Below are 22116 nucleotides of genomic sequence, written 5' to 3'. Positions count from 1 at the left end.
GACCCCGGCCAGCTTTGAGGCTCGAATCACCCGTACGGGCACAGAAAAGAGAAGTGGGAGAGGGGATTCGCGTTGGCCGCCGAGTCCGCGTGAAAGCTCCAGTTCTCGCGGATTCCCGACGCACCGAGCCCCGATGCGATGCTCGCGCCGGTCGGCAGCCACTCCGAGGGGATGCCCGTCAGGTAGAGGAAGTCCGATCCCGTGTTCACGGCGTCCACGATCAGGTTTCGTTCGACGACGACGTCCGGGTTCTCGACCTGCAGGCGGACCGCGTAATCGTGCGGCCGCCAGAAGGTGACCTGCCGCACCGATCCGGAGGGACGCAGATCGACCGACTCGCTCCGGTAGCCGCGGAAGCGAATACCTCCATTGATGATGATGCAATCGTCGATATCGAAACGATTATTGCAGTACGAGAGACAGATCTGGGCGCCCCGGAGATCGAGAATCGCCCCGTTGCCGACGATGCGGACGTCCCGGCCCGGCTCGCCGACGGGGGTGTCGGAGTAGGGGAGGAAGAGCGGGCCGATCAGGAGTCCCCCCGTGTAGACGACCCCTGTTTCCAGCTCCACCCAGCGGTCGTAGCCCTCCCGCGGGCCCGCCCTCTCGAACATCTCGCGAAGGGTCGCCGGCTCGCCGGCGGATCCTCCAGGCCGCAAAGCGAGGAGAAAGACGACGCCGAGCAGCACGGTTCTCATTCCGACTCCGATCCGGGGAGCCCGGGCGGCCGGACGCGGCCCTTGCTTCTGGCGGCCGTCCCTCTCGCTTGTTCAAGGAAGCGTACAATGATCGTACCACGCGGCGCGTGCGCGGCGGAGAACATTCCGTCCGGCGCCGGTCGCGCGCGGCGGTCTCCCGAGAAGCGCGGGGATCAGATGTCCGCCGGTGGCCGGTACGATTCCCCCGCCAAGAACCCGCGCGCGAGGCGCGCCGAGACGGAGCCGAGCGCGAAGAGCGCGATCAAGTTCGGAAGAGCCATCAGGGCGTTCAGCGTGTCGGCGATCCCCCAGATCAGGCGGAGCCCGCCGATCGCGCCGATCAGCGTGAAGGGGAGCCAGACGACTCGATAGACCGCGCGCGTCGCCCGCCCGCGCCCTGTGAGGTACGCGGCGCATGTCTCCCCGTAGAAGCACCACGCGAGGTTCGTGTCGTACGCGGTGAGGATCATGCTCACCGTCACGAGACCGAACCCGAGCGCCATCGCGACGTCGGCTGCGAACATCTTCGCGAAGAGACAGGTGTATCCTTGCATCACCAGCGTCGCGCCTTCCGCCCCCTCGCGCCACACTCCCGTGAGCAAGATCACGAACGCGGTCGCCGAGCACATGACGATCGTGTCGACGAAGACCTCGAAGATCCCCCACATCCCCTGGCGGGCCGGGTGATCGGTCCGCGCGGTCGCATGCGCCATCGGCGCGCTCCCGAGCCCCGCCTCATTCGAGAAGAGCCCCTTCGCGAACCCGTGGCGGACCGCCGATCCGAGAAGACCGCCGATGCCGGCCTCCGATGTGAACGCGTGGGTGAAGATGAGACCGAGCGCGTCGGGGATGCGCGCCGCATAAAGAACGATCACGAGAAGGGCGCCGAGAAGATACATCCCGCACATCGCCGGAACGCAGAACGAAGCGACGCGGGCGATCCACTGAATCCCGCCGATCGTCACGACGCCGACCGCGACGAGGATCGCCGTCCCCGCCATCCAGCGCGGCATGCCGAAGTGCTCGAGCCCCTCCGCGACCGCGTTCGCCTGCACCATGTTCCCGATGCCGAAGGCGGCGAGCGCTCCGAACACGCAGAAGAGAGACGCGAGCCATCCCCACCGCGCCCCCATCCCGCGCCGAATATAGGTCATCGGCCCGCCGATCATCGGGCCGCCGGGCTCGCGGATCCGGTAGTGCTGGCCGAGCGCGACCTCGCAGAACTTGGTCGCCATGCCGAGAAGCCCGGAGATCCACATCCAGAAGACCGCGCCGGGGCCGCCGAGCGTGATCGCGGTCGCAACGCCGGCGATGTTGCCCACCCCGACCGTCCCCCCCATCGCGACGGTGAGCGCTTGGAAAGGAGTGATGTCCCCCTCCGCCTTCGGCCCGCGCTGCAGGATCTTCGCCGCGGTCTCCGAGAGCATTCTTCGAAACCGCGTGAACTGCAGGAAACCGAGACGGATCGAGACGTAGAGCCCCGCGCCGAGGAGAAGCGGAAGAAGCGCATACGGCCCCCAGAGAAACGCGTTGATCGATTCGTTGATGGTCCGGATCGTTTCGGCAAGACTTCCGCTCGTCATGCGTGGTTCCCCTTCTCCTTTTCGCCTCTCGGTGCGGACAGGCTCGATCGGGCCTGTCGATCATAACGTCTCGAAGATGCCCTGTCTTTCTCTCCGATCGTACGGCCCGATCTTTGCCTGTCGCGAAGAGCCGCCCCATCCGCTCCCGAGAGTCAATCGCCAGGGTCTCGATCGGTCCGCTCGTCGAACGTTGCGCGGCGGGAGGACGAAGGATGTGTACAATTGCAGGAGGATTGGCTTGCGCGGACCGGCGCCGCACGCGGCGCCGTAGAGAGGACAAGGGACAAGACCGATGGCGCGTATTCGCATCGGAACGTGCAGCTGGCTCTACCCGTCGTGGGAAGGGCTCGTCTATTCGAGCGCGAAGCCCAAGAACGCGCTCCGAGAGTACGCAACGCGGTACGACACCGTCGAGATCGACCGTTGGTTCTGGTCGCTCTTCGGAGAATACGAGATCCGGCTCCCGGAGATCGTGGATGCGAAAGCGTATCGGCAATCCGTTTCGGACGATTTTCGCTTCACGATCAAGGTGCCGAATAGCATCACGCTCACTCATTGCTATCTCGCTTCCAAGACCGATCCGCTCGTCGAGAACCCGGGTTTTCTTTCGATCGATCTCTTCGAGAGGTTTCTCGCGCGGATCGAACCGCTCCACGACGTCCTCGGACCGCTTCTCTTCCAGTTCGAATATCTGAACCGAAACAAGATGGTTTCGCAGAAGCGGTTTCTCGATCGGCTCGCGGCGTTCGTTTCGAAGCTCCCCTCCGGTTTTTCGTACGCGGTCGAGATCCGAAACAACAACTACCTAGACGATGCGTATTTCGATTTTCTAGCCGGGCACCAGTTGGCGCCCGTTCTCCTTCACGGCTATTGGATGCCGCCGGTCGCTGAAGTGGTCGAGAAGCACGCCCGCTTCTTCGAGAAGATCGAAACCGCCGTAATCCGTCTTCACGGACCCGATCGCGGGGGCATCGAGGAGGCGACGAAGAAGAAGTGGAACCGGATCGTCGCCCCGAAGGACGTGGAGCTCGACCGGATCGCCGCGATGATCCGAACGTTCGTCGGGAGCAGCGTCGATGTCTATCTCAACGTAAACAATCACTACGAGGGCTCGGCTCCTCTCACGATCGAGAGGATCAGGGAGAGGCTGAGCCGCGCATGACCGAATCGGCGGGTCTTCCTCGCGCCGCCTCGGATCGAGGAACTCCCTCGACAGCAGGAGATCCGTTCACAAGGCGTGCGATTTCCCGCCCGAGCGGAACATCTTCAGGCCGAGGATCGTTAGGTAGTTCGGGATCCGGCCGACCGTGTTTCGATCGTAGTCTTTGATCTTCTCCTCGAGCTCGTCCCACGGGAGGAGAGACGGCGAGAGCTTGAGATCGACGTTCTTCTTTCCCGGCGCGTAGTCCCAGCCGGCGAGACGGCGTTCAGCGATCCAGCGCCGGTGCTCCATTTCCGCGAGCATCTCGCTCTCTTCTTTCGTGAAGCGTGCTTCCCCGTCGTTCGGGCTCTCGGGAGCCTTCGCCGCGTAGCATCCGATCGTTCGCAGCTTGATCGGCATGTGATCCGCCTGCTGGCGGTTCGAATTGCGGAACTCCTCGGTGAGGGATTCCGAAGGTCGCATCGCGCGATCGTCCGCCAGCTTGGGGATCTCCGCAATGAGACGCTCGAGCACATCAAGGTCCGGTTCAGGACCGGTCACCTCCTGCGGGAGCGTCTTTCCCTCTTTCTCCAGTTCCTGACGGAGACGCTCGGTTCGGTAGTCCGTTTGGATCGCGCGCGCGACACGATCCGAGTCGATCCCGAGCAGAGCCGCGCGGCTCGCGCAGGATCGCGGAAGACCGAAAGGAGAGAGGTGCGCGGGCAGCACCGCGCCTTCTTCGGGCGACCTCGAGAAAAGGGCCGCGATCCCGTCCGCGTCGCGGAGCCAAACGTGGACTGGGAGCCTCCTCTCCCGAAATACGCGGGGGAGCCGGAGAGCGGCGTCGACCGCACGGCAATCGTCGCCGATACAAACCGCGCAGAAGAGAACGACGCCCTCTTCCTCCGCGGCCTTCTCTAGGAACGCGCGTGCATCCTCGCTCTCGACACCGGCCTTGCGAAATTCGAACGCGGCGACGTCCTCGCGCCCCATCGCGGGGTAGCGCGCCCGAAACGCGCTCACCGCCGTCTCGTCGAGATCGACCACCGTGATCCGAAGCCGAACGCCCGGGCGGAAATGCCCAAGGCGCGCGGCCTGGAGAGCGACCTCCGCTCCCATCCCGCTGAAGCCGAGAACAACCAAGTGAACCGTGCTCGGGCTTTTCAGGTTCTCCATCCGGGAACTCGAAAAGGCTTCCCTTACGAGCTCGCGCGCAGCGGCCTGAAAACAGCTGAAGAGATGAACGTCCGTCATGCCGGATGCCCCCCCGAGCACCCGTTCCCTCTCAAACGCCTCGCGAAGAGAAACATCCGTGATGTGCACGTGACACGGAAGAGGAGTCTTCCGCTTGTTCCCTTTCAATGCTCGACCGGCGGCCTGCGCGACCGACGCGTTCGTTCCGTCCTCGCTGCAAAACGCAACGAGGGAGCGAGCGCCCTCGATCCCGACTCTCGAGAGAATCATCTCGTCGGTCGCATCTCCGACAACGATCGGGATCCCTCGCGCCCGGCAGACCGGGATCCACTCATCGGCGGGATCCTTCTCGACGATGACGACCTTCTCGCGGGCGGCGCGAAGCTCCCGCGCGAGCTCCACGCTCCAATCCCCGAGCCCGCAAAGAACGGCGTGTCCCCGCATGTGCCGGAGCCGATAGTCGCTGATCTGCTTGCCGAACAGACCGACGAGCGCATAGGCGATCGTGCCGGCCGACACGAGGGCCGCGAGCCATCGGGCAGCTTCCAGCGGCCATCCGAGCGGACGGGTGAGGAACTCCTCATTGAACCCCGTGTTCAAAGCGAAGAGCTGAAGAGAGAAGTAGAGCGAAGAGAGAAGATGGTGAAGCGAGCTGAAGCCCGGCCCCGTCTCGGACGGATGGAGATAGCGATAGTACCCGACTGATCCTAGCACCAAGGCGAGAAGGAAGAGAACGCCCCACCCGAACCAGAAAATAAGATGGCCCCGCGCGCGGTCGCTCGCGCCGTAGGCCCGTCTCGATTCGCGCCGACTTCGGTTCCTCTCAGCATTCACTTGCGTCGCTTCTTCTCCCGTCTCCTCGGAGCCCTAGAGACTCGAGGCGCTCGCGATTTCGGATTCGCGCTCGCCGCCTCCTCGCCGGGCGGCGTCTGCGCTCGTCCGGTTCGCGCGTCCGCACCTCACAAGCATCCTAGCCGAACTCCCGCGACGCTTCAATTGCCTCGTGAACGGGGTCGCACGGACGAGCCGATCGTCGCGGCGGGCGCCCGCACGAAACGTTGCCGTCTCACGGATCGAATGATAGGATTAACCTTTCGTTTGGGGAGAAGTCGATCTCCGTTGGGGCGTGACCGACGAGGAACGCGCCGAGGGGAAGGTCCTCCCGATCTGCCTCGAGGAGATCCATCGCTGCCGGCCGTACTTCATCGGGATCCTCGCAGAACGTTACGGCTGGCTCCCTGGGAGGATCTCTGAGGAGATGATCGAAAAGGAACCCCGGCTTCGCGAGCACCTCGATCACTCGGTCACCGAGCTCGAGATCCTGCACGGCGTTCTCAGGAACCCGGAGATGGCCGAGCACGCGTTCTTCTACTTTCGGGATCCCGCGTACGTGGAGAACCTGCCGGGGGAGAATCGCGCGGCGCATCGCGCGGAGAGCCCCGAGGCGGCGGAGAAGCTTCGCGCGCTCAAGGAGCGCATCCGGGCGAGCGGGCTTCCGGTTCGGGAGGGATATGCGAACCCGCGCACGCTCGGCGCGCTCGTTCTTCGCGACATGCGGGAGGTGATCGACCGCCTCTTTCCAGAGGACGAGACGCTCGATCCCCTCGACCGCGAGGCGCTCGACCACGAAGCGTTCGCGGAGAGCCGCGCAAGGGTCTACATCCCGCGGGAGGATTACTACGCAAGGCTCGACGGGCACGCGGCAGGGGACGGGCCGCCCCTCGTCGTGCTCGGCGAGTCGGGATCGGGGAAGTCGGCGCTCCTCGAAGACACGGAGACTGATCGTGCGTGGCTTCTCGGGCTGCTCCTCGCCGACACCGGCCACCCTGAGGAGGCGTTTCGAGTTCGCCGGCATCTCGCGGAGCACTTCCGATGCCGCGAGCTCGGGACCAAGGACAGCTTGCAGAGATCGGTGGGCAACCAAGCGTCCATCCTCGAGGGCCTGGGACGACTCGATGAAGCAATCGAGCTTCACAAGGAGCGAGAGCACATTTGTCGGGAGCTCGGGAACGAAGAAGGGCTTCGGGAGTCCCTGGGTGATCAGGCACTCATCCTCCGAGACTGGGGACGCCTCGACGAGGCCATGACGCTACTGAAAGACGTGGAGCGCATCTGCCGCGAGCTCGGGAACCCCGAGGGGCTCGCCCTCTCGCTCGCGAGTCAGGCGAGCGCCCTGGCGTTCGGAATGAAGAAGCCCGGAGAGGCGCTTCCCCTCGCCGAGGAAGCCCTCCGGATCTCAACCGACCACGGTCTCACGGCACTGGCGGATCAGATCCGCCCGATCGTCAACCAAGTCCGCGCAAAGCGCGCGGGGTGAAAGGAGATTCCGATGCCCACGGGTAAGCGAATCCTCGTCGCGACTCTCTCCGGTCTCATGTTCGGGCTCGTCTGCATGGGGTTCGCGACGAGCGGCCCGGGCGATGTCCCGACGCCCGCCATCTATCAGATCATCACGAGCCGCATGCTGATCGGCTTCGCGATCGGCGTGAGCGGGCTCACCTGCATGCGCTGGTGGGCGCACGGCCTCCTCATGGGGTTCATCTTCAGCGTCCCGCTCGCGACCGGCGGGCTCATGGCGCCGGAGAGCCCCGAGTTCAACAAGGGGTGGATGTTCTTCGGAACGCTCCTCTTCGGCGTGGTCTACGGGCTCCTCATCGAGCTCATCACCTCGATCTTCTTCAAGTCCCGGATCACCCCGATGAACAAGGCCGCGTAGGGAGCGCGCAGTTGCCGGAGAACGGGAAGGCAATGAGCATCGGGAAAGAAATCCGCGCGGGCCTCTTCGAGGGGAATCAGGCGAGGCTCGTCCACACGCGCCGCGCCCACGCGATGCTTCCCCGGATGGAGGAGCCGCGCATTCTCGACGTGGGGTGCGGATCGGGCGACGTGACGATCGAGCTCGTCAAGCTCGCCGGCGGCCGCGCGATCGGTTTCGATTGCGACGCATCCGCGCTCGAGAAGCTCGCGAGAAACGCGCGCGAGGCGGGGCTCGCGGAACGCATCGAGACCGTGAACCGATCGATGCTCGCGATCGACTTCGCCGATGAGAGTTTCGACATCGTCTGGGCGGAGGGGGCGATCCACATCATCGGTTTCGAGAAGGGCTTGGACGAGTGGCGAAAGCTGATCCGGGCGGGCGGCTTCCTCGTCGTCCACGAGGGGGTCTGGCTCCGGCCGAACCCTCCCCGAGAGATCCGCGATGGCTGGAGCGGCAACTATCCGGGAATCCGCACCGCGCCCGAGTACATCGCCGCGATTCCGAAGAACGGCTACGAGCCGGTCGGGCACTTCACGCTTCCCGAAACGTTCTGGTGGGACGAGTACTTCGGCCCCCTCGTCGAACGCGTTCGCGCCCTCCGCGCGAAGCACGCGGGAGATGCTGCGGCGCTCGCCGTGCTCGACCGCGAGGAGCGCGAGGCGGAGCTCTACCGCCGGAACGCGGGCTGGTACGGCTCCGGTTTCTTCGTGATGCGGAAGCCCGCATGAGATAGAATCGCGCCGCGGGATGGATCGAGGTTTCCTCAGCGAAACGGAGAAGAGCGATGCCGAGAGAAGGCTTCTTGAACGCGCTCGTGCTCGGTCTTTGTGTCGCGATCGCGGGGATCGCCATCGGGATCGGCTTTTACGAGGGGCGAGCGAGCGAGCGCTTCGTCACGGTGAAGGGACTCGCCGAGCGCGAGGTGAGCGCCGATCTCGCCATTTGGCCGATCACCTTCAAGGCGGCGGCGAACGACCTGGCCGCGCTCCAGCGGGAGATCGATACGGGGCGCGGAACGATCGCCGCTTTCCTGCGCGAGGCCGGCTTCGCGGAGAACGAGATTTCCTATTCGGCCCCGCGCGTCACCGACGTGGAGGCGGAGCGGGCCCGCGGAATGGAGGCGCGGAGCCAATACCGCTACACCGCCGACGCCACCGTCACCGCGCGCACGAAGAACGTCGAGCTCGTGAAGAAGACGATGGAGCGCTCCGGAGAGCTCGTCGGGAAGGGGGTCGCGCTCGCCGCTTACAGCTGGGAGACGCCGACCGAGTTCCTCTTCACGAGCCTGAACGCGATCAAGCCGGAGATGATCGAAGAAGCCACGAAAGACGGCAGGAAAGCGGCCGAGAAGTTCGCCCGCGACTCCGGGAGCAAGGTGGGGAAGATCCGGCGTGCGACGCAAGGCTACTTCTCGATCGAGGATCGGGACCGGAACTCGCCCGATCTCAAGAACGTCCGGGTCGTCACGACGATCGATTACTACCTGGTCGATTGACCCATCGTAAGAACAAGAGGAACGACTAATCATGCGGCGTCATGCGCGATCACCACTCTTCCTTCCTCTCCTTCTCCTCTTCTTGGTCGCGGTCTCGTGCGCGACCCGCTCCGCGCTCGAGACCGACCGCGCGATCCCGATCCCGAAGGAGCGGATCGACTACGACGACGGCGATACGTTTTCGTTCGACGGGACGACGATCCGCGTCCTCGGAATCGACACCCCCGAGATCACGCACAGGGAGCACGGTTTCTTCGATGATCAGCCGTACGGGCGCGAGGCGGCCGCGCGCACCGAGGAGCTTCTTCGCAAGGCGAAGCGCGTCACGTATCTTCCCCACCAGAACGACCGCTACGGCAGACTTCTCGCGCACGTCTTTATCGACGGGGAGCTCCTCGCGATTCCATTGATTCGTGAAAGTCTCGCCTACGAAACGATCTCGCACTACGGGGACAGCGGCTTCCCGGAGATCGCCGCCGCGATCCTCGATGCGGCTCGCGAGGCGCCGAAGCCCCCCTTCGACCCGCCTCACATCTGGCGCCGCGAGAACCGGCGCGAACCGGCGGAGCAGTAGCCGAATTCGGTACGTGACCCCAGCTTCCCCTCCACGCGGATCGCCACGGACACCATCGATCCAAGCTCCCACGGTCGCGAAGAGCGACGGGGTGGCGAGGAAGCTCCTTCGCGCATGCGGCGCGAAGGAGAGACCCGCCGTCCGATGACGCCACCACGACGGGTGACCGCGGCAGGCGTCGGCGCTACCCTCCCAAGAGACCGATCAAATGCGCGGACGCGAGCGTCCCGCGATGGAAATCCTCCAAATCGAAGCGCTCGTTCGGCGAGTGGGTCCGGTCGTCGTTCTGCCCCCATCCGAGGAGAAGCGTGTCCGCTCCGAGCACCTCCTTGAACGTCTGCGTGATCGGGATCGAGCCTCCCTCGCGGATGAAGACCGGCTTCTTTCCGAAACCCTTCTCGATCGCGAGCGCCGCCTTCTCGAACATCGGGAGCTTCGGATCGATGAGAAACGGCTTCCCCCCGTGCATCGGGATCACCTCGACTCGCACCGACGGAGGGGCCGCCTTCCTCACGTGCTCCGCGAAGAGCTTCGCGATCTTCTCCGAATCCTGATTCGGGACGAGACGCATGCTGATCTTCGCTCCCGCGCGCGCCGGGATGATCGTCTTCCCCCCTTCTCCCTGGTAGCCTCCCCAGATCCCGTTCACGTCGAGCGTCGGCCGCGCCCAGCGCCGTTCGGTCGTCGTGTAGCCCTCCTCGCCCCAAAGCGCGGGGACGCCGGTGATCTTCTTGTACTCCTCGTCGTCGAAGGGAAGACGCGCGTATTCCTTCCGCTCCCAATCCTCGAGCGGCTTCACGTCGTCGTAGAAACCGGGAATCGCGACGCGCCCCTTCTCGTCGTGCATCTCGGCGATCATCTTCGCGAGCACGTTCGCCGGGTTCGCGACCGAACCGCCGAACGAGCCGGAGTGAAGATCCGCGCTCGGTCCCTGGACCCGCACCTCGGCGTAGGCAATACCCTTGAGACCATAAGTGATTGCCGGCATCCCCGGCGCGAACTGCGACGTGTCGGACACGACCACCACATCGCACTTCAGCATTTCCCGATTCTCGCGGAGAAACGCAGGAAGATTGATGGATGAAATTTCTTCCTCCCCCTCCAGGATGACCTTCACCGTGATCGGAAGGCTCTTCGCCTCGGCGAGCCACGCCTCGATCGCGCGTACGTGCGTGAGAAGCTGCCCCTTGTCGTCCGAGGAACCTCGCGCATAAACCTTTCCGCCCTTGACCACCGGCTCGAAGGGCGGGCTTTCCCATTCATCGAGCGGGTCGGGGGGCTGCACGTCGTAGTGGCCGTAGATCAGGATCGTCGGGGCGCCCTTCGGACCGGGCGATTCGCCGTAGACGATCGGGTTCCCGGCCGTCGCCTTGATCTCCGTCTTCACCCCGGCGGCGTTCATCTTGGCGGCGAGCCACTCGGCCGCCTTCCGCACGTCGCTCTTGCGCGCCGGATCGGCGGAGACGCTCGGGATCTTCAAGATCTCGACGAGATCCTCCACCGCCTTCTTCTTCTCCCTCTCCAACCGCTCGATGACCTTCTGAATCATGAACCGCTCCTTTTCCCTGCGGAGTTCGAAACTGCGAGATGATCCCGATGGTAAACCACATGTCCCGGAAGGGCAACGAAACGGGCAGTTGAAAGGAAGCCGGACGAATCTCGATTCGGCTACGGGATCGGCGTCGCGGCCCATAGGACGATCCCGTTCTGGCCGACCGCGAAGATCCCGTCCTCTTCCGAACCCCAGACTCCGAAGAGACTGCTCCAGTCCACTCGCGGGCAAGGGGACCAACGGCATCCGTCGTAATGGAGAATCGTTCCTCTGCTTCCCACGGCGATCATGCCGACATCCGGGCTTCCCCAGATGTCGTAGAGATCCTGGAACGTCCCGCTTTCTTGCATGCTCCAAGCTTTGCCGTCGAAGTGGAGGATCGTACCGAGATCGCCGACCGCAAAGACGTCGCTTCCGGAGAGACCCCACACCGCATTGAGGAACCCGTCGACGCCGCTCTCCATCCGCGACCAATCCTCTCCGTTCCAGTGCACGATCTCGCCGCGTTGGCCCACTGCGAAGATGTCGTCTGCGCCGGCGCCCCACACGTCGGTCAACCACCAGAACCGCCCGGCGGATCGCTCCTCGGGCACGGCTCCGTTCAACCGATAGATGACTCCCCTTGCGCCGGTCGAATCGCGCACGCGGCCGACCGCGATGAGCTCCCCGGGCGAGGAGCTCCAAAGACCATCGATCGCTCCCTGGAATCCCGCGAGAAGTGTGTCTTGCGTATCTCCGATGAGACGAACCACGCAGACTTCCTCCGGGAGGGAGTGGAGCGAGCGGGAGGTGCCGGCAAGGACAACGCTCCCGTCCTCTTCGCACCAGATCGACCGGAAAGACGCCGCGAACGAATCGCGGAGGGTTCGCCAGGCTCCTCCCTCCGAGCGGAGCAAGGCTCCATGATCCCGCCCTCCCATGGCGAGAACGCCGGTCGCTCTCGCCCCGTGAACCTCCCAGAGAGAACTCTGCGTTCCTTCTCGAAGAAGAACCCACTCGCCCGCAGCGCAGCGAATGACCGCGCCCGTCTCGCACGCCACGAACGGCTCCCCGGGGCTCACCCCCCAGATCTGGTTGAACCAGACGCCGAATCCCGTGTCGACGCGAGACCATCGGACACCGTTGAAATGCAGGATCCACTCGTGATGACTCGCGGCCCACACATCCGACACCGAAGTCCCCCAGATCGAGGGATACGCGTCGTCGAAGAGCTCGGGAGCGCCCGAAGAACGCAGCGTCCAACCGCCCGCTTCGCGGACCAGAACGGCGCCGTACCCGTCCACCGCGAACACGATGCCGTCCTCTCCTACGCGAACGTACCGTAGATCGACCGACGAGCCGCTCTCTTCCTCGCTCCATTCGATCCCGTCGAAATGGAGGATGATCCCGCCCTCTCCCACCGCGTAGACGTCGTCCTCCGAAGCGCCGTGAACCGAGGTAAGCCAAGGTCCGCTGAGGCGCAGCATCTCCTTCCACGAGGATCCATCGAAGTGCAGGACCCCGCTTTCGGACAACGATCGAGGAGCTCCTTTTCCGCTCGAGCCGGCGGCGCCCGCGAGAACCTCGTAGACGCGGCCGACCGCGAACACATTCTCCGAGGAGGAGCCCCATAGGCCCTCGATCGAGGCGCGACAGGGGAGAACCTGCTCCGTCCACGAAGCCCCGTCGAAGTGAGAGATGCTCTCGCGCGCGCTCCCTCCTCTGAAGCCGAAGAGGTCGTGGTCGCTGGTTCCCCAGAGCCTCGCTCCAAAGCCCCACCCTCCCCCGCCTTCCGCCGGCCGCCAGCTCGCGCCGTCGTATCGGAGAGCGATCGCCGGCCCGAACGCGAAAAAGTCCCGGTCCGACATTCCCCAAAGAACTCGGAGAGGCTCCTGCTCGACACCCGGCTCCCGCGACACGGAGAACGACGGCTTTCCCCACTCCGGTTCGCAAGCGGGCGAAGTGCTCCCGTCATCGCCGCATGCTATGAAGAGAAGAGAAGACACCGCGAGGAGAGAAACGCTTCGGCGCGAGTCAAAGATTCTCTTTGTCATGAGGATCAACGGACCTCCGACACCGAACCGATCGGGTATCGACGGTATCAAGCGAAGCTTGACGTACAAACACTCTATCGAAAAGAGAAGGACGCCGTCAATCAAGAACGCGGCTCGTGCGCCTGCATGCCGCCCGAGGGCCCTTCTGCAGGCGCGCCCTAAAGATCTCGGCCCCGCGTTCGATACGTGGATTGGCCGTCGCGAGGCGGCCGTTTCGCCCGGACGGTGGGCCTTCTTCTCCACCTTCACCCATCTGCCGCCGTCCGGGTTTTTCTTTTCCTTTCGCGGACTTCCCCGCGCGGGACGGGTTTCTGGTAGGATGGTGGCGCGGAGGAAGCCGATGAAGGTCGGAATCCTTGGACTCCCGTCGTCCGGTAAGACTACTCTTTTCAACCTGTTAACGGGTTCGGACGCCGACACGACCCCCTTTTCGGCGGGGAGGCGGGGGGCGAACCTCGGCGTGGTCCGCGTCCCCGACGAGCGCCTGGCGAAGATCGCCGATCTCTTCGGCTCCAAGAAGGCGGTTCCCGCCGAAATCTCCTTCGTCGATCTCGCCGGCCTCCCCGGCGCCGCGGACCGCTCCGGGGAGCGCGCCGAGGATCTCCTGCCGTATCTTCGCGACGCGGACGCGCTCGCCCTCGTGCTTCGCGACTTCGATTCCGAGCAGGCGCCCGCCCCTGGAGGGCGCGTTGATCCGGCGGCCGATCTCGACGAGATCCGCGCGGACCTCATCCTCTCCGACCTCGCCGTCGTCGAGAAGAGACTTCCCCATCTGGAGAAGGAAAAGAAGTCGGGAGACCCCTCGAAGACCCGCGAGTGGAACCTTCTCTTGAAGGCGAAAGAATGTCTCGAGGGAGAGGGGCGACTTGCGGATCTCGGTCTTGATCCGGACGAGAAACGAATGCTTGCCGGGTATGGTTTTTTAACATTGAAGGGAATCCTCGTGCTCCGAAACGCCGGCGAGGATCGCCCCGCCGATCCGCCGACCGCTCTCGCCGAGAAGGCCGCTCGGCTCGGCGTTCCGGTCCTCTCTCTCAACGCGCTCCTCGAGTGGGAGATCCGCGAGCTCCCCGAGGAAGAGCGCGAGGCGCTGTACGAGAGCTACGGCATCGAGGGGCACGGAAGACGCCGCTTCATTCGGAGCGCGTACGCGGCCCTCGACCTCATCACCTTCTTCACCGCGAACCAGAACGAGGCGCGCGCCTGGCCGATTCCGCGCGGAACGATCGCCGTGCACGCCGCCGGCAAGGTCCACACCGACCTGGAGCGCGGGTTCATCCGCGCGGAGGTGATCCCCTTCGGCGTTCTCGTCGAGCTCGGCGGCGAGAAACACGCCAAGGAAAAGGGGAAGATGCGCCTCGAGGGGAAGGAGTACGTCGTCCAGGACGGCGACGTGATGCTGATCCGCTTCTCCGTGTGACACGATTCGTGAAGAGCATGCCCGAGGCTTCCCTGCGCACCGCTGGTTTCGCGAGGCCCGCGCGTTCTGCAAGATGAGCGGAGGGGAACCGGGCTCCGCAGGGGAGCGCGCCCGACACCCCGTAGACGGAACTTCAATCGAACCAAGGAGGTACGGGATGACACGGAAGACCGGATGGACGCTGGCGGCGGCGATCGTCGCCCTCGCTCTCGTCGTTTCGGAGACGGCCGCCTGGGGCGGACTGGGAAGAGGCGGGCCGGCGGGGCGCGGCGGACGGTGCGGGGGCGCGTTCTGCATGGGGCCGGAAGGGGCCGGCTTCGACATCGAGAGGATGGCTGCCCGGCTCGACCTCGCCGCCGAGCAGAAGGAAATGATCGAGAAGATCCGGAGCGCGGACGAGAAGAAGCTCCTCTCTCTTCACAAGGAAATGATGCTCGCGCGCCACGACCTCCGCGGCGAGATGATGAAGGATGAACCGGACGCTTCCAAGGTGAAGAAGATCGCCGAGAAGATGGGCGGAATTCGGACGAGCCTCCAGATCGCGCGCTTGGAGAGCCGGATCGCGGTGCGGAAGATCCTGACGCCGGAGCAGCGCGACAAGATGCTGCTCGCGCCGCACTGCGGGTTCGGCTGCTGGTGCGGAACGGACTTCGACGATGAAGATCCGCGTCCGGAGAGGATGCGCTTCCGCCGCTTCGAGGGACAAGGACGAGGCGCGCGACCGGACGGCGGACTATAGGACAGCGTGAAATGGGGTGACGGCGGTCGCGCGATGCTGTCACGATAAGCGACCGTGAACGATGACGATCTCATGGAACGAACGGCGCGAGGCGACGAGGGGGCGTTTCGCCTCCTTGTCGAGCGCTGGGAGCGGCCGGTGTTCGGCTTCCTCGAAAGTATGCTCGGCTCGCGCGAGGAGGCGCAGGACATGAGCCAGGAGACGTTTCTCCGCGTCTTCTCGGAGTCGGGGCGCTATCGGCCGGACGGCCGGTTCCGCTCGTGGCTCTTTCGGATCGCGGGAAATCTCGCACGGAGCCGGCTTCGCCGGGATCTCATCGTCCGATGGATCCGGCTCGAACCGCTCCTCCACGATCCGCCCGATCCCGGCGCGCGCGCCGACGATATTCTCGAGCGCGGCGAGAAATGGCGGGCGGTGCGGACCGCGCTCGCGCGGCTCCCCGATCGCCAGAGACAGGCGGTCGTCCTGCAAAGGTATCAGGGACTGAGCTACCGGGAAGTCGCCGCCGCGATGAACACGACGGTTCCCGCCGTCGAATCGCTTCTGCAGCGGGCAATGGTCTTTCTCAAGAAGGAGCTCGCCGGAGAGCGGGAAGAGCAATGAACGAATCAACGATTGATGGATCAATGGAACGGCATGAGACGCACGTGACGGAGAAGATCCGGGCCTGTCTCGACGGGGAGCTTGCTCCGGACGAGTCCGCGTGGGTGCGGGCGCATTGCGCGCGGTGCGAGACGTGCCATCGCGCATGGACCGAGCTCGAGAACCTCTACCGAATCCTCGAGTCGGACGCGGGCGCCGAGCCGCTCCGGCCGGTGTGGCCCGGCCTCCGGGAACACATCGCGGAACCCCGCCGCGGCGCCCTCCGGTTCCCGTTCGCCGTCGGCGCCTCCGCCGCGGCCGCGGCCGGGCTTCTTCTCGGGTTTCTCCTCGGCTCCGCCGAGGGTTGGCTCGTGAGCCGCGCGGAAAACTCCTGGTCCGAGGTCGGCACACTGCTCACGGACTCGGAGACCTCTCTCGACGATCTGTACCTCGCGGGGCTTGCGAACGGAGGTGATTCGCAATGAAGCGCGGGTGGTTTCTCGTGCTCGCCGTCTCGATCGGCCTGAACGCCGGGCTCCTCGCGAGCGCCTTCGTCGCGGAGCGTTGGAGAGCGGACCCGATCCCACGGCCGTTTCTCTGCCCGCCGGGCGACCACGGCCCCGGGCGTCCGTGCGAGATCGAGCGCGGGGATTTCGCGAGGCATCGGCTTCGCCGCCTCGCGGATCGTCTCCGGCTCGACGCGGCGCAGCGCTCCCGCATGAGCGCCGTCATCGAGGAGATCATGCCGCTCGTCATCGAAGAGCGGGAGCGCGTTCAGGAAACACGCCTCGCCCTTCGCGAGGAGTACGCGAAGCCGGAGCCTGATCGCGCGCGAGTGCGGTCCATCGTTCGTGAGCTGAACGGTAGGCAGGCGCGGCTCGACTCGCTCGTCGCGGAGTCGATGCTGAGGGAAGCGGATCTTCTCACTCCCGAGCAGCGGGCGCGCTATTTCGACGCGATCCCTTGGGAGCGGGAGATCAGGCGCGCGCCCGGCTCGCGGCGAGGCCCCCGATAGGCAGCGTCCAAACGGCCGCGGTTCGTAAGCGCCCGCGGGTTTCCATCATCGAGAGGCGATCAGCGCGATGACGATCGGGAGCAGGATGAGGAAGATCCCCATCAGGCTCTCTCCCGCGATGATTCCCGATGCGACCGGGAACGTGTAGAGCGAGTCCCGCTTCGGCCACTTCTTCTTCACGAGATAGCCGATCAACCCGCCGAGGAACATCGAGAACCCATAGTAGAAATGAAAGGTGAACGCGAGGCCGAGGCCCATCGGGGAGGGGACCCACACGCGGCGCTTCTCCGGCACGATCCGCGCGAGCGCGACGAGGGCGATCCCAACGAGCCCTCCGATCACGAGCCCCGCCTGCGCGGTCGGATGGAGCGCCCCGAGCCCCTGCGAGAGGAGCTTCGCGACCGACGCCCAGACCATCGCAGCGGGCGCCGGCCACTGGTCTGTCCCGAGGGAAGCGGCGTCCGGAACGAGCAGGAAGAAGACCGGAACCGTGACCGCCGTTCCGATGAAGATCCCGGAGAACTGCGCGAGGAATTGCTTCCTCGGGTTCGCGCCGAGCACGTAGCCGCTCTTGAGGTCGATGAGGAGATCCGACGCGCTGTCCGCCACGCCCGCGGTGATGCAGGCGGCCATCAGGTTGATGCTTTGCGTCTGAAGCGGCGCGTCGACGCGCATCGAGCGCGGCGTGATCGCCCCGTACATGAGCTGCGTCACCTTTCCCATCGCGCCGACGGGGGTCGTGTCGGTCTCTCCCGCGACCCGGCACGCCACGAGGGCGAGAAAGAAGGAGAGGACGACGGCGAGAATCCCCATCCAGATCGGCATTCCGAACGCGAGGTAGGCGATCGCGACGACGCCGATCGTGCCGACGAGGCCTCCTCCCGCGAACCACGAGGGAGGCACCTCGATCTTTTCCATCTCAATGATCTCGGGAGAGCGCGTTTCCCCGCGCCGGCGGGCGAAGAGGTTCGTGAGCCCCGCGAGCGCGCGCCCGACCGATCGCCACTGGAACGCGAACGAGAGGAGGCCGCTCGTCACCATGCACGCCGCGCCCGCCCAAAGCGACCAGGAAACCATCGTCCGGTACTCGAGCGACTCGATCACCCCGAGGTGATGCATGTGCGGGACGAGGATTCCCCAGCAGAGAATCGCGCCGATCAGAACGCTCGTCGCGACACGGATTCCCATGAGAGCGCCCCCCGCGACGAGAAGGAGGCTTCCCTCGGCCGCGACGGTGTACTGGAACGCCCTCTCGCCGAAGACCGGATACGCGGCGCGAATGAGGACGAACTCGCGGGTCATCACCCCGATCTCGCGGAGCATCTCGAAGCCGTCCCGAAGGAGAGCGACGAGCGCTCCGATTCCGCCGGCGATGAAGAGCGAGCGCGCGCTCTTCTCCCCTTCCTCGGCGCTCGCCACGGTCCCCTCGACATCGCCGGCGATCTTCAGCGCTTCTTCTTCGGCGTCGGCCGCGGCGCGCGTGGAGGCGGTCTCTTCGGCCGAAGGCCCCTCCAGCGCGGGACTGTGCGCGATGTCCGCATGGAGACTCCGGAGCGTCATCGCCGCCGCGATCCCCGACGGGAATCGAAGCCGCTCGACGTTGATCATCTGTCGCTTCATCGGAATCGCGAGGGTCACGCCGAGAACCGCGAGGAAGAAGATCCAGGCGGTGAGAAGACCGTAAGGAAGATGATGGCCGGTCACGAGAAGATAGGCGGAGATCGCCGAGACGAGAGTTCCGCCGGTCGAGTAGCCGGCCGCGGAGGCGGTCGATTGCATCGCGTTGTTCTCGAGCACCGTCATGTCCGTCTTCGCGAGGCCGATCTTCCGGAGAGTCTTCCAAATGGCGAACGAGAGGACGCAGGCGGTGATCGCGACGCCGAAGCCCCATCCGGTCTTCAGCCCGATGTAGATGTTCGTCAAGGAGAGAACGGCGCCGAGACAGGCGCCCATGAGGACCGCCCGCCGCGTGAGCTGGACCATGTCCCCTCGGTAGTGCTTCCGAAACCACCGCAGCTCGACTTCTTCGGGAGTCGTTCTCCGCTCGTTGTTCGCCATGAGGGGAATCCTCGTTTCGCGGAAAGGGTTTTCGAACCGAGCTTACGAGGATAATGCCGTGAGGGCGCGTTGGCAACGCGCGCATCTCGGAACCTCGGGGATGCAGTGCCGTACGTTCCGTTCCGAACGGAATCCGGAACGAACGGAACTACATCCCCCAATCGATTCCGTAGCGCTTGATCTTGTAGCGAAGAAGCTGGGGCGAGATGCCGAGGAGGCGGGCGGCGGCGCGCGTGTTCCCCTCGGCTTCGGCGACCGCCTCGCGGATCCGGTACTCCTCGAAATCGGCGATCTCCGCCGCGAGAGGGAGATCCGGCGCGATCCGCTTCGGGGATGTCCCGGAGGCGATGCCGGGCGAGAGATCGCTCTCCCGGATCGGCTCGCACGCCGGAAGGAACGCGACCACGCGGCGGATCTCGTTCTGAAGCTCGCGCACGTTTCCCGGCCACGCATAGCGCGCGAGAAGACGCAGCGCCCCCGCATCGATCCCCGCGACCTCCTTCCCTTCCTCCCGCGCGAACCGGGCGAGAAAGTAGTTCGCGAGAAGCGGGATGTCCCCCGCCCGGTCCCGTAGAGGGGGAACCGTCACCCGGATCACATGCAACCGATAGAAGAGGTCGCTCCGAAAACGCCCGCGCGCGATCTCCCGCTCGAGCTTCCGGTGCGTCGCCGCCACCACCCGCACGTCGATCGCCCGGTCGATCGCTTCCCCCACCCGCTTCATCCGTCCCTCCTCGATCACCCGAAGCAGACGGATCTGGACCGCCGGCGAGAGGTCTCCCACCTCGTCGAGGAAGAGCGTCCCGCCCCGCGCCACCTCGAAGAGCCCCTCCCGATCCCCCACCGCTCCCGTGAACGATCCGCGCGCGTGGCCGAAAAGCTCGCTCTCGAGGAGCGTCTCGGGGAGCTCGGCGCAGTGGAGGTGAATGAAACGTCCCGTGCGCGCGCGATCGCTTAACTCATGAAGAAGTCGCGCGAGAAGCCCCTTTCCCGTCCCCGTCTCCCCCTCGATGAGAACCGTCGCCGACGAGTTCCGCACCGAGACGATCCGATCCACGACCTCCTGCATCGCGCGGCTCCCGGCGATGATCTTCGGAAACGTCCCGCGGTCGGACGCGCTCCGCACGCAGGGGATCTTCCGAAGAAGACGCTCCGCGCATGCCGCGAACTCCCCCGCCTGCTTCTCGTGAAACGGCTCCGCGCCGATCCGTCGCTCGAGATACACCACCGACGGCTCCGCGTCCCCTGAACGAAGCGCCAGGAACGGCCCGAACGATCCGCTCTCCTCGCCTGACACATGCCCCGCCGACACGATCAGGTTCCGATCCTCCGAAAACCGAAGACGCGCGAGAACCGCCTCCGCCTCCAATGGCTCGCACCCTACGATCCGCGCCCCCTCCGGTGCCAACGGAAGATGCAAGAACGCACGCTTGGCTCCCAGACGCCGCGCCAACAAACGCACCGCCGGCCCGAACGAACGCGCGTCCCCCTCGCCAAGAAGGAACGGACCCTCCTTCTCGATCGCGAGACGCGCCGTCTCCTCCTCGAACATCCCCCGAAGACGCGCGATCGTCCCCTGCATCTCCTCCGTGCGATGCCCGCGAAGAACCTCCTCCGCCTCCCGAAGAAGACGAAGCCCCTCGTAGGGAGACAGCGTCCCGGAGAGCGAACCCGCCGCCTCCACGAGAAGACGACCCTGCCGGCTGGTAAGCCCGAGCTCCCCGAGCGTCCCCGCCGCCGCCTGGAAATCATCGAGACCTCGCCTCCGCTCCTCCCGCGTCCGCCGAGGAGCCTCCGCGCGAAGACGTCCCCGCGCCGCTTGCGAAAGCGCAACCTCGTACCGCGCGCCGACCTCCTCCAAGATCTCGATGCTCTTCTTCAAAGACGCTTCCGCCGACTGCGCGCGTCCCCCGCTCGCCATCAACAGCCTCGCACGCACCCGATGCAGAATCCCCTCCTCCCGCCGATCCCCCGTCGTCTCCGCGATCTCCAACGCCCGCTCCAGCTCCTGCCGCGCGTCGCCCAGCTCTCCGCGCTCCACATGCCAGTCCGCCAAGCGCCGCCCGATCTCGCACACCACGTCCCCGCGAGGCGCGATCCGAAGGCCGATCGCAAGTCCCCTGCGATACCAATCGCCGGCGTTCTCCCCTCTTCCCTCCGCGCGCTCCAAGTCCCCTATGAACTCGTACGCAAGAGCCTCCTCCCGCGGAAACTTGAGCTGTAAAGCCATCTCCAGGCCCTTCTCCAAATGCCGCCGCGACTTCCCGCACTCCTCCATCGCAAGATACGAACGGCCGAGGGAGAGCTCCGAGGCGACGATGGCCCGATCACGTCCGCGGTTCTTGGCGGTCTTCAAGGCCTCCTTCAATCCAACTAACGAACCGAAGAAGTCTCCTTTCCAGAAGGAGAGCAGGGCTCTTGTCTGATACCATTCGCATAGCTCCTCTGCGCCGGAGGCCAAGCCGATGACGATTGCCTCTTCCACGCTCTCAATCGCCCTCGAGATCTGTCCGGCGTTCTTATAAGCGATAGCCAGGCTGTTGAGAGCTTGCCCCTGTATGTCTTTTTCACCCAGGAAATCCGCCAATGCGGCGACTTGTCGGTAGATCCCCTCCGCCCGGCGGTTGTCGGCCAGCCGCAGATAAGCAGTCCCGAGGAACAAGAGAGAATAGAGTGCGTCGCGGCTCAGGCACCCATGAGCACGACGCCTCAAGATGTCTTCCAGAGGAAGTGCGTCCCGGTAGCGCCCCAGTCGGTTCAAAACTAGAATCGTCAGGTAGGCAACCGACCAGAACTGCTTGTCGGTTAGGTCACAAGAACGTAGATCCAATTCCTTCAGCCCGGAGAGAGCTCTTTCGTATTCCCCGATTCTCCCGTAACACCATGCGACGAAGATCCTACGGTCAAATGGGTTCTGGCTGGTTTCCTCGGAACAGGTTCGCAGAGCAGCATGGATGTCGTTTCGAATCGCGACCTCTTGATCCGAGTCCGGCGGACTGCCAAACGGTCTCGCACTAAGCGATTCGATCTTGTCCCAGGTACTACTCATGCATGCAACTCATCATGGGACTAGTCGCCCTATCTCCCAAGCTGCCTTTAAGAACACCCACAACGAACACGTGCTGACCGGCTCCTGCCCGGAGCTCGGATTCCCACTGTGAAATCCGGCGGGCAAGTCCGGATCCCCATCCACCAGATCCTGCTCCATTTCCTTCGCCGGCAGGCCGTCGGCATACGCCCACGCGTCGGAGGTCGTGAGGAGGAACAGGCCGAT

18 protein-coding genes are annotated in these 22116 nt (G+C 65.0%); 11 read left to right on the top strand and 7 right to left on the bottom strand.

Annotated elements, in window-relative coordinates:
* Nucleotides 1-26 precede the first annotated feature (26 nt).
* Complete coding sequence (locus FJY73_09495) at nucleotides 27-698, bottom strand: hypothetical protein (protein MBM3320895.1); 672 nt, start codon at nucleotides 696-698, stop codon at nucleotides 27-29.
* A gap of 173 nt (nucleotides 699-871) precedes the next feature.
* Entirely contained in the window at nucleotides 872-2281 is a 1410-nt protein-coding gene (locus FJY73_09490; GenBank protein ID MBM3320894.1) for an alanine:cation symporter family protein, read from the bottom strand.
* Between the two features lie 292 nt (nucleotides 2282-2573).
* Between FJY73_09490 and FJY73_09485 the strand changes: the two genes are divergently transcribed.
* On the top strand, nucleotides 2574-3443 hold the full coding sequence (locus tag FJY73_09485) for a DUF72 domain-containing protein (protein MBM3320893.1): 870 nt from the start codon (nucleotides 2574-2576) through the stop codon (nucleotides 3441-3443).
* Nucleotides 3444-3509: 66 nt separating this feature from the next.
* On the opposite strand, the gene FJY73_09480 is transcribed toward FJY73_09485, so the two are convergent.
* Nucleotides 3510-5450 carry an NAD-binding protein gene (locus FJY73_09480; GenBank protein ID MBM3320892.1) on the bottom strand — a complete coding sequence of 647 codons (1941 nt, stop codon included), beginning with the start codon at nucleotides 5448-5450 and terminating at the stop codon, nucleotides 3510-3512.
* A gap of 292 nt (nucleotides 5451-5742) precedes the next feature.
* Between FJY73_09480 and FJY73_09475 the strand changes: the two genes are divergently transcribed.
* Genes FJY73_09475 through FJY73_09455 form a run of 5 tightly spaced genes read left to right on the top strand, consistent with a single transcriptional unit; the run spans nucleotide 5743 to nucleotide 9443 of the window.
* Nucleotides 5743-6933, top strand: coding sequence for a tetratricopeptide repeat protein (locus FJY73_09475; protein MBM3320891.1), 1191 nt, complete (start codon nucleotides 5743-5745; stop codon nucleotides 6931-6933).
* 12 nt (nucleotides 6934-6945) lie between these two features.
* Entirely contained in the window at nucleotides 6946-7332 is a 387-nt protein-coding gene (locus FJY73_09470) for a hypothetical protein (protein ID MBM3320890.1), read from the top strand.
* Between the two features lie 32 nt (nucleotides 7333-7364).
* Nucleotides 7365-8102 carry a class I SAM-dependent methyltransferase gene (locus FJY73_09465; protein MBM3320889.1) on the top strand — a complete coding sequence of 246 codons (738 nt, stop codon included), beginning with the start codon at nucleotides 7365-7367 and terminating at the stop codon, nucleotides 8100-8102.
* A gap of 56 nt (nucleotides 8103-8158) precedes the next feature.
* Nucleotides 8159-8869 carry an SIMPL domain-containing protein gene (locus FJY73_09460; protein ID MBM3320888.1) on the top strand — a complete coding sequence of 237 codons (711 nt, stop codon included), beginning with the start codon at nucleotides 8159-8161 and terminating at the stop codon, nucleotides 8867-8869.
* 31 nt (nucleotides 8870-8900) lie between these two features.
* Entirely contained in the window at nucleotides 8901-9443 is a 543-nt protein-coding gene (locus FJY73_09455; GenBank protein MBM3320887.1) for a thermonuclease family protein, read from the top strand.
* A gap of 184 nt (nucleotides 9444-9627) precedes the next feature.
* On the opposite strand, the gene FJY73_09450 is transcribed toward FJY73_09455, so the two are convergent.
* Together FJY73_09450 and FJY73_09445 are read right to left on the bottom strand one after the other, a co-directional pair.
* Nucleotides 9628-10992 carry a dipeptidase gene (locus tag FJY73_09450; GenBank protein MBM3320886.1) on the bottom strand — a complete coding sequence of 455 codons (1365 nt, stop codon included), beginning with the start codon at nucleotides 10990-10992 and terminating at the stop codon, nucleotides 9628-9630.
* Between the two features lie 119 nt (nucleotides 10993-11111).
* A complete protein-coding gene (locus FJY73_09445) occupies nucleotides 11112-12893 on the bottom strand; it encodes a hypothetical protein (GenBank protein ID MBM3320885.1) in 1782 nt (593 codons plus the stop codon).
* A 475-nt stretch (nucleotides 12894-13368) separates the two neighbouring features.
* Here FJY73_09445 and ychF point away from each other — a divergent pair, with 475 nt between their 5' ends.
* The 5 genes from ychF (at nucleotide 13369) to FJY73_09420 (ending at nucleotide 16784) form a co-directional block, all read left to right on the top strand.
* Nucleotides 13369-14448 carry a redox-regulated ATPase YchF gene (gene ychF, locus FJY73_09440; protein MBM3320884.1) on the top strand — a complete coding sequence of 360 codons (1080 nt, stop codon included), beginning with the start codon at nucleotides 13369-13371 and terminating at the stop codon, nucleotides 14446-14448.
* Between the two features lie 157 nt (nucleotides 14449-14605).
* Complete coding sequence (locus FJY73_09435) at nucleotides 14606-15187, top strand: Spy/CpxP family protein refolding chaperone (protein MBM3320883.1); 582 nt, start codon at nucleotides 14606-14608, stop codon at nucleotides 15185-15187.
* Between the two features lie 72 nt (nucleotides 15188-15259).
* Nucleotides 15260-15790 (top strand): sigma-70 family RNA polymerase sigma factor, encoded by a 531-nt coding sequence (locus FJY73_09430; GenBank protein MBM3320882.1) that lies wholly within the window; start codon nucleotides 15260-15262, stop codon nucleotides 15788-15790.
* Between the two features lie 23 nt (nucleotides 15791-15813).
* A complete protein-coding gene (locus FJY73_09425; GenBank protein ID MBM3320881.1) occupies nucleotides 15814-16254 on the top strand; it encodes a hypothetical protein in 441 nt (146 codons plus the stop codon).
* Entirely contained in the window at nucleotides 16251-16784 is a 534-nt protein-coding gene (locus tag FJY73_09420) for a periplasmic heavy metal sensor (GenBank protein ID MBM3320880.1), read from the top strand. Before FJY73_09425 ends, FJY73_09420 begins: the two co-directional genes overlap by 4 nt.
* Nucleotides 16785-16829: 45 nt before the next feature.
* Here FJY73_09420 and FJY73_09415 read toward each other — a convergent pair whose 3' ends face one another.
* Entirely contained in the window at nucleotides 16830-18842 is a 2013-nt protein-coding gene (locus tag FJY73_09415) for an OPT/YSL family transporter (protein MBM3320879.1), read from the bottom strand.
* Nucleotides 18843-18990: 148 nt separating this feature from the next.
* Nucleotides 18991-21198 carry a sigma 54-interacting transcriptional regulator gene (locus FJY73_09410; GenBank protein ID MBM3320878.1) on the bottom strand — a complete coding sequence of 736 codons (2208 nt, stop codon included), beginning with the start codon at nucleotides 21196-21198 and terminating at the stop codon, nucleotides 18991-18993.
* Nucleotides 21199-22116: the final 918 nt, after the last annotated feature.

The sequence above is a fragment of the Candidatus Eisenbacteria bacterium genome, from assembly GCA_016867715.1.
Lineage (GTDB): Bacteria > Orphanbacterota > Orphanbacteria > Orphanbacterales > Orphanbacteraceae > VGIW01.
Note: the sequence above shows the minus strand (reverse complement) of the source record. Positions and strands in the feature narration are given on the sequence as shown.

Coding starts and splice junctions, on each gene's coding strand:
- FJY73_09420 (MBM3320880.1), top strand. CDS start 16,251: ATGAAGCGCGGGTGGTTTCTCGTGCTCGCCGTCTCGATCGGCCTGAAC.
- FJY73_09415 (MBM3320879.1), bottom strand. CDS start 18,842: ATGGCGAACAACGAGCGGAGAACGACTCCCGAAGAAGTCGAGCTGCGG.
- FJY73_09470 (MBM3320890.1), top strand. CDS start 6,946: ATGCCCACGGGTAAGCGAATCCTCGTCGCGACTCTCTCCGGTCTCATG.
- FJY73_09435 (MBM3320883.1), top strand. CDS start 14,606: ATGACACGGAAGACCGGATGGACGCTGGCGGCGGCGATCGTCGCCCTC.
- FJY73_09450 (MBM3320886.1), bottom strand. CDS start 10,992: ATGATTCAGAAGGTCATCGAGCGGTTGGAGAGGGAGAAGAAGAAGGCG.
- FJY73_09460 (MBM3320888.1), top strand. CDS start 8,159: ATGCCGAGAGAAGGCTTCTTGAACGCGCTCGTGCTCGGTCTTTGTGTC.
- FJY73_09495 (MBM3320895.1), bottom strand. CDS start 698: ATGAGAACCGTGCTGCTCGGCGTCGTCTTTCTCCTCGCTTTGCGGCCT.
- FJY73_09465 (MBM3320889.1), top strand. CDS start 7,365: ATGAGCATCGGGAAAGAAATCCGCGCGGGCCTCTTCGAGGGGAATCAG.
- ychF (MBM3320884.1), top strand. CDS start 13,369: ATGAAGGTCGGAATCCTTGGACTCCCGTCGTCCGGTAAGACTACTCTT.
- FJY73_09425 (MBM3320881.1), top strand. CDS start 15,814: ATGGAACGGCATGAGACGCACGTGACGGAGAAGATCCGGGCCTGTCTC.
- FJY73_09455 (MBM3320887.1), top strand. CDS start 8,901: ATGCGGCGTCATGCGCGATCACCACTCTTCCTTCCTCTCCTTCTCCTC.
- FJY73_09430 (MBM3320882.1), top strand. CDS start 15,260: ATGGAACGAACGGCGCGAGGCGACGAGGGGGCGTTTCGCCTCCTTGTC.
- FJY73_09490 (MBM3320894.1), bottom strand. CDS start 2,281: ATGACGAGCGGAAGTCTTGCCGAAACGATCCGGACCATCAACGAATCG.
- FJY73_09485 (MBM3320893.1), top strand. CDS start 2,574: ATGGCGCGTATTCGCATCGGAACGTGCAGCTGGCTCTACCCGTCGTGG.